At 61.9% G+C, this 14,372-nt stretch carries 15 protein-coding genes; 8 read left to right on the forward strand and 7 right to left on the reverse strand.

Going from position 1 to position 14,372, the window contains the following annotated elements:
• Nucleotides 1–256 precede the first annotated feature (256 nt).
• The 4 genes from P3T20_RS16500 to P3T20_RS16515 all read left to right on the forward strand — a co-directional run bounded on the left by P3T20_RS16500 (nt 257) and on the right by P3T20_RS16515 (nt 2,984).
• Complete coding sequence (locus P3T20_RS16500; protein ID WP_429287374.1) at nt 257–637, forward strand: DUF2946 domain-containing protein; 381 nt, start codon at nt 257–259, stop codon at nt 635–637.
• 104 nt (nt 638–741) lie between these two features.
• The gene (locus tag P3T20_RS16505) at nt 742–1,668 is read left to right on the forward strand and encodes a hypothetical protein (RefSeq protein WP_429287375.1); all 927 of its coding nucleotides are present in this window, start codon (nt 742–744) and stop codon (nt 1,666–1,668) included.
• A complete protein-coding gene (locus tag P3T20_RS16510) occupies nt 1,669–2,046 on the forward strand; it encodes a copper resistance CopC family protein (RefSeq protein ID WP_074266977.1) in 378 nt (125 codons plus the stop codon).
• 2 nt (nt 2,047–2,048) lie between these two features.
• On the forward strand, nt 2,049–2,984 hold the full coding sequence (locus P3T20_RS16515) for a copper resistance D family protein (RefSeq protein ID WP_429287376.1): 936 nt from the start codon (nt 2,049–2,051) through the stop codon (nt 2,982–2,984).
• A 68-nt stretch (nt 2,985–3,052) separates the two neighbouring features.
• Here P3T20_RS16515 and P3T20_RS16520 read toward each other — a convergent pair whose 3' ends face one another.
• Nucleotides 3,053–3,844, reverse strand: coding sequence for a class I SAM-dependent methyltransferase (locus P3T20_RS16520; RefSeq protein WP_429287377.1), 792 nt, complete (start codon nt 3,842–3,844; stop codon nt 3,053–3,055).
• 353 nt (nt 3,845–4,197) lie between these two features.
• On the opposite strand from P3T20_RS16520, the gene P3T20_RS16525 reads away from it, so the two are divergent.
• Together P3T20_RS16525 and P3T20_RS16530 are read left to right on the forward strand one after the other, a co-directional pair.
• Entirely contained in the window at nt 4,198–5,253 is a 1,056-nt protein-coding gene (locus P3T20_RS16525) for a tetratricopeptide repeat protein (RefSeq protein ID WP_429287463.1), read from the forward strand.
• Entirely contained in the window at nt 5,250–5,627 is a 378-nt protein-coding gene (locus P3T20_RS16530) for a glycosyltransferase family 9 protein (RefSeq protein ID WP_429287458.1), read from the forward strand. Before P3T20_RS16525 ends, P3T20_RS16530 begins: the two co-directional genes overlap by 4 nt.
• Before the next feature lie 56 nt (nt 5,628–5,683).
• Here P3T20_RS16530 and P3T20_RS16535 read toward each other — a convergent pair whose 3' ends face one another.
• Together P3T20_RS16535 and P3T20_RS16540 are read right to left on the reverse strand one after the other, a co-directional pair.
• A complete protein-coding gene (locus tag P3T20_RS16535) occupies nt 5,684–6,736 on the reverse strand; it encodes a hypothetical protein (protein ID WP_429287378.1) in 1,053 nt (350 codons plus the stop codon).
• A 26-nt stretch (nt 6,737–6,762) separates the two neighbouring features.
• Nucleotides 6,763–8,100 carry an MFS transporter gene (locus P3T20_RS16540; RefSeq protein ID WP_429287459.1) on the reverse strand — a complete coding sequence of 446 codons (1,338 nt, stop codon included), beginning with the start codon at nt 8,098–8,100 and terminating at the stop codon, nt 6,763–6,765.
• A 175-nt stretch (nt 8,101–8,275) separates the two neighbouring features.
• Between P3T20_RS16540 and P3T20_RS16545 the strand changes: the two genes are divergently transcribed.
• Nucleotides 8,276–9,199: a LysR family transcriptional regulator gene (locus tag P3T20_RS16545; protein WP_429287379.1), complete on the forward strand. Its 924-nt coding sequence runs from the start codon at nt 8,276–8,278 to the stop codon at nt 9,197–9,199.
• A 40-nt stretch (nt 9,200–9,239) separates the two neighbouring features.
• Here P3T20_RS16545 and P3T20_RS16550 read toward each other — a convergent pair whose 3' ends face one another.
• The 3 genes from P3T20_RS16550 to P3T20_RS16560 all read right to left on the reverse strand — a co-directional run bounded on the left by P3T20_RS16550 (nt 9,240) and on the right by P3T20_RS16560 (nt 11,921).
• Nucleotides 9,240–10,352 carry an SAM-dependent methyltransferase gene (locus tag P3T20_RS16550; protein WP_074266969.1) on the reverse strand — a complete coding sequence of 371 codons (1,113 nt, stop codon included), beginning with the start codon at nt 10,350–10,352 and terminating at the stop codon, nt 9,240–9,242.
• A gap of 86 nt (nt 10,353–10,438) precedes the next feature.
• Nucleotides 10,439–11,227, reverse strand: a complete 789-nt coding sequence (locus P3T20_RS16555; RefSeq protein ID WP_429287380.1) for a DUF1295 domain-containing protein — start codon at nt 11,225–11,227, stop codon at nt 10,439–10,441.
• A 97-nt stretch (nt 11,228–11,324) separates the two neighbouring features.
• A complete protein-coding gene (locus tag P3T20_RS16560; protein ID WP_429287381.1) occupies nt 11,325–11,921 on the reverse strand; it encodes a lipocalin family protein in 597 nt (198 codons plus the stop codon).
• A gap of 141 nt (nt 11,922–12,062) precedes the next feature.
• Between P3T20_RS16560 and P3T20_RS16565 the strand changes: the two genes are divergently transcribed.
• Nucleotides 12,063–12,653 carry a DUF2878 domain-containing protein gene (locus tag P3T20_RS16565; RefSeq protein WP_429287382.1) on the forward strand — a complete coding sequence of 197 codons (591 nt, stop codon included), beginning with the start codon at nt 12,063–12,065 and terminating at the stop codon, nt 12,651–12,653.
• A 14-nt stretch (nt 12,654–12,667) separates the two neighbouring features.
• On the opposite strand, the gene P3T20_RS16570 is transcribed toward P3T20_RS16565, so the two are convergent.
• Entirely contained in the window at nt 12,668–14,272 is a 1,605-nt protein-coding gene (locus P3T20_RS16570) for an MFS transporter (RefSeq protein ID WP_429287383.1), read from the reverse strand.
• Nucleotides 14,273–14,372 lie beyond the last annotated feature (100 nt).

Consider the following 14,372-nt stretch of genomic DNA (forward strand, 5'->3'; position numbering starts at 1 on the left):
TATAGGCAGATTTCTGCTCGTTTCAACGGCGCTGTGCCGCTTCCCGAATCAGACGAACCGTGGTGAAAATCGCAATCTTCCTACGAAATTGCATCAGGCGTGCGGCAGCCACACATCTCGCGTGCGACGCATTGCCGCCAGCTGCCGATATGCGCAGAGTAAAGATGCCGGGCATGTGGTTTACACATAGGTTCGCGGCCGCCTGCATGGCATAATCTGCGCCAATCATCGCCCCTTCTCATGCTCGACGCACAGCATGCTTCGCCTCCGCCTTCAGAAAATCGGCAGTTTGTTGGGATTGCTTGCAATCCTGATGAGCACGCTTGCGCCGACCGTTTCGCAGGCGCTCGCGGCACACGACAGACTTGGCCAGGCACTGGCCACTTACTGCTCGGCGGACCCGGATAACAGCCAGGTCGAGAAGACGGACAAGTCGTCGCCTTCGCCTACCTGGCATTGGCAGGCCTGTGCGTATTGCGGCATGCTGGCTCACGTGCCGGTGCTGCCCGGCACGGCTACGGTGTTCGTGGCCGAACTATCGGTTGCGCGCGCACCGGTTCCGGTCACGCGCGACGCCGTCCACGTCCCCCTCTTTTATACCGCGGCGCAGCCGCGCGCGCCTCCCGTTCTCTCCTGACGTGTTCTGTACCTGAACCGCATCCGCGCTGCGCAAGCAGTCGCGGGATGTCGCCGCACAACCACGCGGCGCGGCATCAAGACAATTAGGAGAAGAATTAGATCATGCGTACGTTTTTCAAACGACACGCGGCGCCCGCACGCGCCGCGTTGATGGCGGCTGCGGGCGCCACCTGCCTCGCCGGTTCACCGGCGGCTTCTGCTCACGCGGTAGTGGGTGACCGCGTCTTTCCCGCCACGCTGACCGTGGACGACCCCGGCGTCGGGGATGAATTCGACACCCAGTTCGGTCACATCAAGAGTCCGGACGACAACGGTGACAACATGAACGTCAATACGGTCTCGTATGAATGGGACAAGCTGATCACGAAGAACCTGGCCTTCAGCGTTTCGAGCGATTACGTCAGCCAGAACGACCCGAACGGCGGCTCGACGAAGGGCTGGGACAACGTGACCATAGGCGCAAAATATCTGCTCTACGCGAACGCGCGGCATGAGTTCATGGCGTCGATCGGGCTTGAGGCGGAGATCGGCGGCACGGGCTCCAGGTCGGTTGGGAACTCGTTTTCGACGTTCACGCCGGACTTTTACTTCGGCAAGGGCTTCGGCGATCTGCCCACCTCGCTCAGCTATCTGCGGCCGTTCGCGATCACCGGCGAACTCGGACCGAACCTCACCACGGCGTCGTCCGCCAACGGGCCGAATTCATTCGGCTGGGGCTTCACGCTGCAATACAGCATTCCGTATCTGCAAAGCCAGGTGAAGGATCTCGGCATTCCGCAGCCTTTCAAGAACATGGTGCTCGTCGTCGAAGCGCCGATGAGCACTTGTACGGCGGGCGCTTGTGCCGGTCAAACCACCGGCACCATCAACCCGGGCTTTCTCTGGCTTAACCGCTACGGCCAGTTCGGCATCGAAGCGCAGATTCCGGTCAATCACCTGACCGGCAATCACGTGGGCGTGCTGTTCGATGCGCACCTGTACTTCGACGACATCTTCCCTAACTCTCTTGGCAAGCCGCTCTTCAACTAAATGAAAAACACTCTCCTGAACTCATCTCTGGCGCGTGGCCTCGTTGCCGCGCTGACGCTGACGGTCGCACAGCTCGCGCACGCTCATGCATACCCGACTCACCAGGCGCCGTCCGCCGGGTCCACCGTGACCACCTCGCAAAAGGACGTGGCGATCGATTTCGACGATGGCCTCGAACCGGCCTTCAGCGCGATCACCGTGACCGATGCGCAGGGCAAGCCCGTGACAAGCGCGAAGGCCGTGGTCGATCCGGCGAACAAGAAGCATATGTCGGTCGCGCTGAACCCGCTCACGCCGGGTGACTACACGGTCGCGTGGGTGGCGGTCGCGGAAGATGGCCACCGTACGCAGGGCCACTACACCTTCACGGTGAAGTAACGGTGGATCCGCTCGTCGTCGTACAGATCGTCGTCGAAGCTGCGCAAGACGTGCTGTTCGCGGTGGCGGTCGGGGCGCTCGTATGCAGTGCGATGCTGGCGCGGGTGGATGACACCCGCGCCATGGCGTCTGCTACCGGGCTGGGACGCTCGCGGTTGGCTGCACTCTGCGCACTCTCGCTCGCCTGCGTGCTGTACCTGTGGCTGGAGGCTGCCGTGATGAGCGGTACGCCGTTGCGTGAGGCGGGTCCCGTGGTGGGCGCGGTGCTGACGCAATCGCACTTCGGGATTGCGTGGTCGGTGGGTTTTGCCGGCGTAGTGCTCGCATGTTTCGGCGGCGCGCGTCGTAGCCATGCGGCGTGGTGGCTAACGGCGGCGGGTATGGTCGTCTATGTGGCGGGGAAAGCTGCAGCCAGTCACGCCGCGGACGCGGGCGATTTCACCCTGCGCGAAGCCGTGCATGTGCTGCATCTCGCGGCGACTGCGTTGTGGGCAGGTAGTGTGATTGTCGCGGCGCCGCTGTTGTGGTGTGGAGGTGCCGGAGCGGCGACAGCGGTGGCGGATGTCGCGCCTGGCAACCGTGTGAAGTTCTGCACGTACCTGTCGCATCTGGCAACCGGCGCGCTCGCAGCTGTGATCGTGACCGGCATCTATAACGCTACGCAGGACACGGCGCATCTGACTACGCCGTTGCTCGACGTGGTGTATGGACGCGTGCTGACTCTCAAGCTGATACTCGTCACGTTGGCGGTATTGCTCGGTGCCTATAACCGGATGATCCATCTACCACGCTTGCAACACACGGTGACCGGTGATGGACAAGCCTATCGCAATGCGCAGCGCAGCTTCGACCGGCTGCTGGCCGTCGAAGCCGTCGCAATGGTGGCGATCTTGATCGTGGCAGGCGTACTGGGCCACACGTCGCCCTCGGGCGGCTAGACCATGGTTTGCGGATGCGCTAGCGCTTCGATGGCGCGCTGGTGCATCCGTCCCTCCTCTACGCCAACTTAACGACGCGCAATCAGCGCGATCGATTCCACTCGCTCATCAAGCCAGCCCTCCGCGGCGTGCGGTTCAAGCAGAGATCGCACACGCGTCACCAGTTCGTCGAGCCGCGCACCGAGGCGCTCCGATGACAGGCTCGACATCGACAACGCTCGCGCAATCAACGATTCCAGCGCGACGCGCCGCTTCTCGATGAACGACACGCGTTCGAGCGAAGCAAACGCCGACTTGAACAAGACGGATTCGTGACTCTCCCAACTATCGGATTTGCGCTGCTCGCGCGCCGGATCGGTTTGCGCGTATTCGTCGAGCAACGCGCGGTACGAGTCGAGCCATGGCGTCGACGCGTCGTTCGCGTGCGAGGTGCCGAAGAGCACCACGGCGCCCGATGGGTCGATCAGCTTGTCCAGACGCGCGAGCGTATCGGGCCGGTCCATCCAGTGAAAAGCGCGGCCAATGACGGCGATCTGGAAACGGCCCCACTCTGGCGAGAGATCGTAGGAACTGCCCAACCGGTATTCGATGTTTGGGGCGACGCCGAGTCCCAGTCCTGAGGCGATGCGCAGCATTTCGGGTTCAGGATCGAGCGCCACGCCCGAGTCCACCCATGATGAAAATGCCAGCGAGAGTTGCCCCGGTCCGCAGCCGAGGTCGAGCAGGCGTTGCGTGCCGTCGAGCTTGCAGGCTTCGGCCACGCGGCGGATCAGGCGCGGTGAGTAAGCGGGGCGGCCGCTCAGGTAGTGAGCGGCGTTGTTCTTGAAGCGGTCGGGTACGAAGGGGATGGGTGTGGTCATGGGCGGGTTGGTGAAACCGAGCTAACAGGACATGGAGGGAGCAGGCAGTTTCAGAGTATGACGCTGTGCCGCGTTCGATGTCGAGACCGTCGTAGTGCATTTCATTCTTCTGGGCTCCCGGACAGACTCGCGAGCCAGACCGTTGTGAGGCTCTCTTCAACCGCCTGCCGCAAATCGCGAGTGGTGCGCCGCCTTTCCTGACGTTGCCAGTAAATTACCTTTCACACAAAGCAGCGGCGTCTGCTAGCTCCCCGGTTTCTAAGCGCTTACTCTTTTATTGCGAACGCTCACACGCATTTTTGAATGTTAGCTTTCCTTATAACGACTTACCAAAAACTGAGAGAGACGCAAAGATGAGGGAAGATTCGCCGAAAACCGGACAGGTTCGTTTTCAACACATCATCAGCGGGACAGGTCGCACGCGAAGTATGTCCGTGTGTCGGCGGCATGGATCACACGGGCCCGCTTCCGTCTCCAGTGACGCGAGCCTGCAAAACGAACTGGAGCGAATCTCCGCTCTGATCAAAACGGGCCTCGAAGGCGAAATTGAAGGTGCAGTCGAACAGTTGAGCAGCCGTTACTGGAACGATGTCGAAGCACTCACGCTTCTTTCCAGCGCACTGAACCAGAACGACCGTTATGCCGATGGATTCAGACTCGCCAAACAGGGGCTATCCATCGACCCCGAAAACCATTTTCTGCACTACAACGCGGCCAGGGTGTTGTGGATGTGCGGACTGCCCAGAGAATGTCTTCCGTATGCCATGGAAGCGGCTCGCCTTTGGCCTGATAACGCGGGAACGTGTGTGCAGTACTTCCTCTCATGCGTCCAGCTTGCCCTTGGTGATTTCAAAGAAGGCTGGAAGCGACATAAAATTTTCTATACGTATCCGTCGATAAGCAGCCAATTGTTCCGTCCGGATTTTCCTGAGTGGAATGGCGAACCGCTAGTGGGTTGCGAATTTTTGTATGTACTCCATCAAGGATATGGCGACCAGATCCAGTTCCTTAGATTCGCGAAATGGCTACACCAACAAGGTGCGACGGTCGATGTACTCGTCGATCCACCACTAGCCGGAATTGCTGCTGGCATGGCGGGCGTGCGAACCGTCTATTCCTATCCCGCCGTACCAGGCGGCTCGTATGCATACTGGTCTTATATGATGAAGATACCGGCATACATGGAGTTGGAGGTATCAATGCTCCCGCTTGCAATGCCGTATCTCACGACAACACATGAGCGACACGAACATTGGCGCGCATACGTCGAGTCGACCGCTCCGCGCCAGGAAATGCGAAATCCAGACGCGTCGGCTTCGTCTGGAAAGGTAGTCCTAACACGGCCAATGACCGCTTCCGGTCTATTCGGCTGCACGCGCTGCGGCCATTATTTGAATTACCCTCAATAACGTGGTTCTCTGTCCAAAAGGACGACACTGAGGCGGAACGCAAATCGTTGGCCGACAATTTCGACGTACACACCTTGGGGCCAATGATTGAGGACTTTACCGACACGCTCGCCATACTCGAGACATTGGATCTGGTTATCACTGTAGATTCGTCCGTTGCGCATCTTGCCGGCGCCGCCGGCCTGCCCGTATGGGTGCTTCTGCCCGGCTATTCTGAGTGGCGGTGGCTCGCCGACCGCACGGATAGCCCTTGGTATCCATCCATGCGCCTATTCCGTCAACGCCAGTTAGGGCAGTGGGATCCAGTTATCGAGGAGGTGCGAGACGCGTTGAGGGAATGGCTGGACGAGCCGGTAGATTCGCATTGGAGGTAGCGGGGTGCGCCACACGCAGTATGGATCGCAGCGTGCCACACCACACCGCAATGCGCTCACTCGGCCGCACCATCCTCGGTCGAAAGCCCTTGCCCCTCCCCCATTCCATCCGCACGCGCCTTCGCATCGAACAACGCCAGCAAACCTTCAGCCGAGTTGAACATCCGTTGCCCGTTGTGCCCGACACCCGGCACCTGCCAGCATCGATGCGCAAGCTGCGGATGCCGACGGCACAAGTAATCAAAGTAAGCCAGTCCACGCGCCAGCCGATGCGGCCCTTGTGCATTTGCCGCGCACGAACGATCGAGCGCCTGATGCTGCGGATCGCAGTCGGACTCCCCGAGCAGATAGATCACATCGCTACGAGCGTAACGTTGCTCAAGCACATCAAACGACGCATCGCCGCTCGCGTAACGCGGAGGCTGATGAATGCCGTACTTCCACGTATCGACCCCAGCGCAAGCGCTCTCGTCAGCAGGACTGAATCCGCCGTCACCATGCGGCCGAAGCTTGTCGAAATACACGTACGAAGACGGATTCGCAATCACATAGCGGCAATGAACGCCCTGCTCTTCAAGCAGCGCCGCCGCGCGTCCCACCACCGCATAACGATGCGCCACCTGTGCACCGCCCGAATGCCCCGCAATCACCACCTCCCGCAGCGAGGCAAATCGCGAGCGATCCGCCACCTCTTCGACGAGACTATCAAGCACATCGAACGAACTGATCGGCGCGGGACCTGCCGCGTCATCGCCACCCATCCAGCCGGTCCAGTCCCAGTGCAGCGTTTCCGGATCGAGACCATGAGCGACGATGTCGGCGCTCGCCAGAAACTGAGGCACGATCAGCAACGTGTCGCTAGCATCCACGTCAGCCGCAGCCAAGGCCCGTTGTGCGGACAAAAGATACGCATCCGCGTCACGCAACCGGCCATGTAGCACGATGACGACGCGACTCACTCGCGCGTCCGACGCCTCGTCTGCCGAGCGATAAACCGGCATCGTGCCGGAGCCACGCGCCGTCGTAACACGCAAGCGTGCGCCGGCCACCTCGCGCACTGGGTATTCATTGCGCGGTCGTACCCGTTCGCCGGGACCTGAAGACGTCATGTTCGAATCAAAGTGAAGGAATGAAATTATTCTTGCGGAACGGCATCGGGATCGCGCCACAAGTGTCTTCCGGACCGGCTCAAGCCCACCATCAACAGCGAGACGATCGCCGCAAAAATCAGGAAGTAGGCCGGCACCAGGTTCGAGCCAGTGAAGCTGATGAGTGTCGTCACGATCAACGGCGCGAGGCCGCCGAACAGCGTGACCGCAATGTTGTACGACAGCGCCACCCCGGTAGAACGCGTCGAGGTCGGAAAAAGTTGTGTCAACATCCCCGGATGCGGGCCCGACATGATGCTCAACACCAGCGTGGCGATCATCTGCGCGGTGAAGAGGCGCTCTGGCGTCGGCTGCGCGACCACCCACGCGAACAGCGGATACGCGATCAAGGCCCAGAGCACCACCACCGGGAAGAACACTCGCCATGCGCCGACGCGGTCCGCGAGTTTGCCTGCCAGCGGATACGCAATGATGCTGATCAGACCAGACACGGCGGTACCCAGCAACGCGTTCTTCAACGGCAAATGCAACTGGCGCTCGACATATAGCGGCAAAAATGAGTGCCACAGATAGTTGGTCGCCGCGCCGACGATGATCACCCCCATCGCACACATACATGCATCGCTACGCTCGCGCAGAAACTGGCGGATCGACTGACGCGGTGCATGGCCGAGCCGCTCGCGCATCTCGACGAATTCGGGTGACTCGGCCACCTTGTGCCGAATGTAAAAGCCGATCGGCCCGATCAGCGCGCCGAGCAGAAACGGCACGCGCCAACCCCACGTTTCCAGCGACGCGCGGTCGAGATGCGTCGTCAGCAGATAGCCGCACGCCGACGACAGCAGCAACGCAAACGCCTGCGACGTCATCTGGAAACTGCCGTAAAACATCTTTTTGCCGCGCGGCGCGTATTCCGACAACATCGCCGCTGCGGTGGCGAACTCGCCGCCCACCGACAGACCTTGCAGCACGCGCGATAGCAGCACCAGCAAGGGCGCAGCAATGCCTATGCTGCTGTAACCCGGTGTCAGGCCCATCAGCAGCGTGCTGGCAGCCATCAGCAGAATCAGCAGCGATAAGGTACGGCGGCGCCCCACCCGGTCCGCGTACGCGCCCAACACGATGCCGCCAATCGGCCTCACGATGAAGCCGATCGCAAAGGTCGCCAGCGTCAGCACCGTGGACAGCAGCACGTTGCCCACCGGAAAGAACACATGCGCGATGGTCTTGGCGAAATAACCGTAGATCAGAAAATCGAACCACTCGAGACCGTTGCCGATCACCGAGGCGATCACGGCACGCCGCACCTGCGCGGCAGCCGGTACGGCGGCTGGTCGGGCGGGGGTCGCCGCGCCGGAAAGCATCGAGTCCATGGGTCTCCTGAGACGTATATGTGTCGACCAGAGTTGGCTCTTTGGTGCTTACTCTGGTCCGTGCAATGTCGTTGCGCTTATGCCTCAAGCGTACGGAGTATCGCGGTAAATGTAAAATACCAATCAAATACCCCTGCCATACGTTTCACATATACGAGGCATTGCGATGGAATTGCGGCATCTGCGTTACTTCCTGGCGGTGGCCGACGAGCGGCAATTCACTCGTGCCGCCGCGAAACTGCATATCCAGCAACCGCCGCTGTCGCAGCAGATTCAGGCGCTCGAAAGTGAAATCGGCTTTCCGCTGTTCACGCGGGTAGCACGCGGCGTTGAACTGACCTCGGCGGGTGCGTCCTTCGCCGACGATGCGCGCGCCCTGCTGCAGTCGCTGGATCAGGCTGTCGTCAAAGGCAAAGGCATCGCGGACGGCAGGATTGGTTCGGTGCGGATCGCCCTGACCAGCTCATCGGCATTTCACCCGTTGGCACCGGCTGCGATTCGCGCGTTCCGTGACGCCTGTCCGGACATCTCCATCGATCTCAACGAAATCAACGCGGCGGAAATTATCGAGCGGATGGTGAGCGGCCGCATCGACGCGGCCATCCTCCGCAAACCGAGCGACACGCCCGACGAGTTGCGCTTCGATCTGCTGCTCGAAGAAAGCATGGTGCTGGTGCTGCCGTTAGGACATCGCCTGCTGCAAGGACGCGCCAAGTCGGGCCGGATGCGTCCCGTCGCACTCGATTCGCTGGCTGATCAACCGTTTATTTTTGTGCGCCGACCCGGTGCGCGCGGCATGTATTCGGATTTCATCGACGCCTGCGAAGCAGCAGGCTTCACGCCGCGCGTCGCCAGCGAGGTGCCGCGCATGCTGAGCGCGATCAATCTCGTAGCAGCCGGTACGGGCGTGACGCTGGTGCCCGCGTCGATGCAGCGCTATCAGCAGGAGAGCGTGGTGTATTGCCCGATTGATAGCGACGCGGCCATCACGGCGCCGTTGCATCTGGTCACGCACCGCGATGCCGGCAATCCGGCGGCGGTGCGTTTCGCGCAGACGGTGATTGAATTTGCGCAGGCGCAGGAAGTTTAGACAACGCCTCGCCCACTGCGTCGCTAGTGCCTACCGCTGCTCAGCGCTTTTCGAAGCGATAGTGCCCGACGCCCCACTCGTTGCCGTTCGCATAGCCAAACAGCTCCGCTACAGCCATGTAGAACATGCGCCAGCGCTGCAGCCAGATAGCGGCATCGCGCGCGCCGTAGGTATCGACGAGCATGGGCATCACACGGTCTTTCGCGGCATCGAGCGCGGTCAGCCAGTGGTTTGCAGTGCGCTCATAATGCGTGCCGCTTACCCACCATTGCCGCTCCACGCGCAGATCGTCCTGGAAATTGAGCAGCAGATTCTCCGATGGCATCGTGCCGCCAGTGAAGAAGTATTTCGACATCCAGTCACTGCCATCCTCTACCTGGAAATGGTAGGCAAGCGTGCGGTGCACGAAAATATGCACGAACAGTTTCGCGGAGTCGCGCATCCAGCGCGCAATCTTGGCGAGTAGCAGTCCGTAATTCTTCATGTGCTCGAACATTTCGATCGACAATACGCGATCGAAACCGCCCGCCAGTTGCGCTTCGGAAAACTCGAAGTCAACGATATTGCCCGTGATGACCTTGAGGTTTGTCAGGCCGCGTTCCGCCGCGCGGCTTTCAATGAACAGACGCTGGCCGAGCGAGTTCGAGAGCGCGACGATCTGCGAATTCGGGTAACGCGCCGCGAGCCACAGCGACAGGGAACCCCATCCGCAGCCCAGATCGAGCACACGCTGACCATCGGTCAGTTCGGCGCGGGTTGCATAGAGTTCGAGCATTGCGGTTTCGGCCTGAGCGAGCGTCTCCTTACCCTCTGGATAGAGACAGCAAGAGTACTTCAGATGCGGGCCGAGATGCGCGTGAAAGAACGACGCGGGTACTTCGTAGTGCTGCGTGTTGGCGGCCTGGGTTTCGATGGCGATTGGACTCGTCCGCAGGTCATCGAGCAGACGGTTGAGCCGGCGTGCCCGCAACTCGCCGTCGTTGATGGCTTCGTCGCGCAGACGTTGGCCCATCAGTTGACGCATGCCAAGGCGGATCAGCGGATCGGGCAGCCAGCGGCGCTCGCAGCAACGGATCAGCCAGCCGTCATCGGGGGCTGCGGGAGCCGAAGCCGGCGGCTGCGGCAGGGCGGGGTCAAGGGTTGAGAGGCTCATATCGGCTGGCTCCTTTTGCGGTCACGACGTCGACGCGAACGGCGACCCGTTGGTCTTGTTGTGGTGTCATCGAATCCGTCACGCAGTTAGTCCCGCGGCGAGCGCCGCGGCGGCCATGGGATCAGCGCATTGGTCGTGCGCATGTACTCCGCGTAACCGGCGCGGGTTTTAGCGAGGCTCGCTTCGAGCAAGGGAATCCCGGACAGCTTGAGTAACAGCCACGCCATCAGGATCGGCGGCAAAAGCGTCAGCCAGACCCACGGCGAGCCGATCGACAGCAGGATGTACGACACCCAGTGCACGCATTCGAAAAAGTAGTTCGGATGTCGCGAGTAATTCCACAGTCCGACGCGGCACACCTTGCCGTGGCTCGATGAATCGCTCTTGAAACGCCGAAGTTGCCGGTCCGCGATCGCCTCCCCCACAACCGAAGCGATCCACACCGCCACGGCCAGAATGAGCCAGACGGTCGACGGTTCGCTCGAGTGGTAAGCGGGCACCAGAAACGCCAGGGAAAGCAACATCGAGATCACGACCTGCAACTGGAAAAACCAGAACATCCGGCGCGGCGCGGCATCGCCCCATTCCTCGCGAAAGCGCCGGTAACGTGCATCTTCCGGCTGCCCGAAGTTGCGGCGCCATAGGTGCGTGCCGAGCCGCACACCCCAAACGAGGCCGCCGAGCGCCGCGAGCACGCGGGTCGACGAATCACCCTTACCCAGCACGGCATACAAAACCGCGACTGCGCCGAGCGAATACGCCCAGACCGGATCGACCATGCCCGCGTTTTCCGACTTCAACTGCCATGCCCAGACGGCGGAAAACACCAGCACAAGCCCGATCAATGCAATCACGGCGGCGACGACAGGCGGCATGACATCCTCATTCATTGGCAATGCAGATTTATACGCAGACAAATGCCCAGTGGATGCGGCTCCGCGTCCCGAGCACGCCGCATCCACGAAGGCAGTGCTAGTTCTTGTCGCCGGGCGACCAAAAGCCCGGCATACCAATCTGCTCCGGCCGCTGCGGCACACGCCTGAAACGCGAAGTGTCGTAGCCCATCTCGTCGAGCTTGGCCAGCATGGCGTGATAGGTCTCGTCGCTCATGTCCGGGTCGCGCGAGAAGATCCAGCCGAGGTTCTTGCCCGGATAACCGAGAATCGTGTAACGGTAGTCGGGGTCGACATACAACGTGAGCTGCTTGAATCGCACCGGCCAGAACACCTGAACGCTCCATTCACCGCCGCCGCTACCGGGCACCGGCGTATCGAGGAACTGGTAGTGCTTGAGCGGAGCGTCGAAGCTGCCTTTGTGCGCGAGGTACGAATCGTCGATCTTCCCATCGGGCCGCAACTTCCATTCCACATAGGCGCCCACGAAGTTACGCTCGGCAAAATAGGGAATGTTGGCGATGATGTACCAGCGGCCCATATAGCGCGGCAGATCAACTGGCACGGTCTGAAGCGGCACACTGGCGCGCGGGTTGGGATTGGGCGGCTCGCCGGAACAGCCGTTCAGCATGAACAGCAGAAAAACGGCGGCGGCAGCGCAGGCAAAGCGGCGCATGGTGACCTCGGATGTCGTGGCGATATAGGTATTACGTTCGACGCGCTCCGCTGGATGCGCTTACCGCTCCCTCCCATCTGAATCCAACCGGCGCCCTGCCACGTAAGCAGAGATATGAGACCACGTGGACGGTGCCATCGCATGTCATCTGGAGATCTTCACCAGGCCGCCAACGCTAATGCCGACGCCAGAACGCCGCGCGCTGGCGCGCCAAAGGCGTGGCTGTATTTCATCGTCTGTCAGGCCGGCTGGATGGTCTGCGTGATGAGCGCGGCGCACGGGCTGGCGTGGATTGGCGTGCTGTTCGTGATGGCCACGGTCGTCTGGCACGCCAGCCAGGTGCCCGCGCCTGCGCAGGAACTCAAGCTGGTGGCTGCGGCCGTGCTGATCGGGGCGGTCTGGGAAAGTGTCCTCGTCGCGACAGGGCTGCTCGTCTATCCGAACGGCGTGCTGATTCCCGGCACCGCGCCGTGGTGGCTCCTCGCGCTATGGGCTCTGTTCGCAGTCCAGTTCAACGTCGTGTTCGGCTGGCTGAAACATCGCCCACTGCTGGCTGCCCTGTTGGGCGCGCTGGCCGGACCGCTGTCGTTTCGTGCCGGCGCAGCGCTGGGCGCGGTGCGCTTTCCCGACCCGATGCTTGCGTTCGCCGCGCTCGGGGCAGGATGGGCGGTGTTGATGCCGGTAATGCTGGCGCTAGCGCGGCGTTGGGATGGCGTGCACGTCGCGGATTGAACGACCGTGGTGAATCAGCGCGCGTCGTCGCAGGTCGCGGTGGTCGCGGTGGTCGCGACCACCGCCTCCTGCCGATCGCCCAGGCCGAGGTAGTGCAATGTTGCCAGCGCCGCCAATACCGTGATGGCAGCTAACCCATACGTCGACAGATGAAACGCATCTGCATAGTGCTGACGGAGCATCGCTAGTGAGACCCCAGGCAATAGCGCCGACGCGCCGCTCAGGTCACCGGTTGCAAGCCGTTGGGCTGCCAGATCAATCGCCGTGCGCGGCGCACCGCTACCAGCGGCCATTAACTTGTGGCCAGGTGCAAGGGGCGCCAACGCGGCAACAACCGGCGTAAGGCGCGCCGCCACGATGCCAGCCAGCGCCGCACTGACCATCGCCAGCGCAAGTCCTTCGCCGGCCACGCGCGTTGTGCTGAAGATGCCGGTTGCCATGCCGGCACGCTCCTTCGGCACCACGCTGACTGACAAACCATCCATCAATCCCCATGGCAACCCCGTACCAGTGCCGATCACACCCATTGGCACCAGCAGCGCAGCGGGTTCCGCGCCTACCGGTACGCCGCCGAGCCAAACCAGTCCCGCTGCTGCAATCAGCAGACCCAGGCTGGAGATCAGCCCCGGCGACGCATGCCGGGTCAGGCGCACGGCAAGTGCAGGCATGACCAGCATCGGCGCCGAAAGCGCAATCATCATCAAGCCGGCATTAAGTGGCGCGTATCCTTCGATGCCGACAAAGCGGATCGGCAAGATCACCAACAGCACCACGAAGCAGTAGCACGTCGCGATCGGCAGCAACTGCACGCCCACGAAACGGCGATAGCGGAACAACGAGAGGTCGAGCATCGGCCGGACGGTGTGCCGCTCGACCAGCACGAATGCCACGAGCGACCCGGCTGCGACCGCCAGCAGCGAACCGACCGCCGGATGGCCCCAGCCGATATCCGGCGCCTCCAGAATCGCGACCGTGAACAACCCGAGCGCCGCCGTAAAGCTCGCCATGCCTGGCCAGTCCACGCCGGACGCGTGCGGATCGCGCGTCTCCGGCATGCCGGGTGCCGCTAGCAGCAGCGACATCGCGCCGAGCAGCGCGGTCGAAACAAACACCGCGCGCCAGCCAAACAGTTCGATCAGGCCGCCGGCCAGCACCGGTCCGAACGCAAGGCCAACGCCGAAGGTGGTGCCGAGCAGACTGAACGCGCGGGTCCGGGCGTGGCCGTCGAACTCCTGCGCGAGCGCCGCCGAGCCGCCCGCCAGCGCAGCGGCGGCGCCCACCCCTTGCGCTGCCCGCAGCAGATCGACCCAGACGATGCCAGGAGCAAGCGCGAGGAGCATCGACATCAGCGAGAAAACGCTCACCCCGCAGAGAAACACGCGGCGACGGCCGAAGCGATCGGCAAGCGTGCCCGCCGCCATCAGACAACTGCCGAATGCGAGCATGAACGCATTGGTAATCCAGTTCAGCGCTACCGGACCGCCACCGAGAGCGCGGCCGATTGCCGGTGTCGCGATGGCGCCCGCCGAAAAACTGAGCGGCAGGATAACCGCCGCGACGCAAACCGCGGCAAGCACGGCGGCGCCTCGCGAGGCGGTGTGATCGATCGAGTCAGACATGACGCTTCCTTTGGATAGACAGGGCACCGAGGACTGGCGATTTCCGACGCACACGGAAAACGGGTCAGGCAAGTCTAGTTACGGACTCGAACGTGATAAA

The organism is Paraburkholderia sp. GAS206C (assembly GCF_050435645.1).
GTDB classification, from domain to species: domain Bacteria; phylum Pseudomonadota; class Gammaproteobacteria; order Burkholderiales; family Burkholderiaceae; genus Paraburkholderia; species Paraburkholderia phenazinium_B.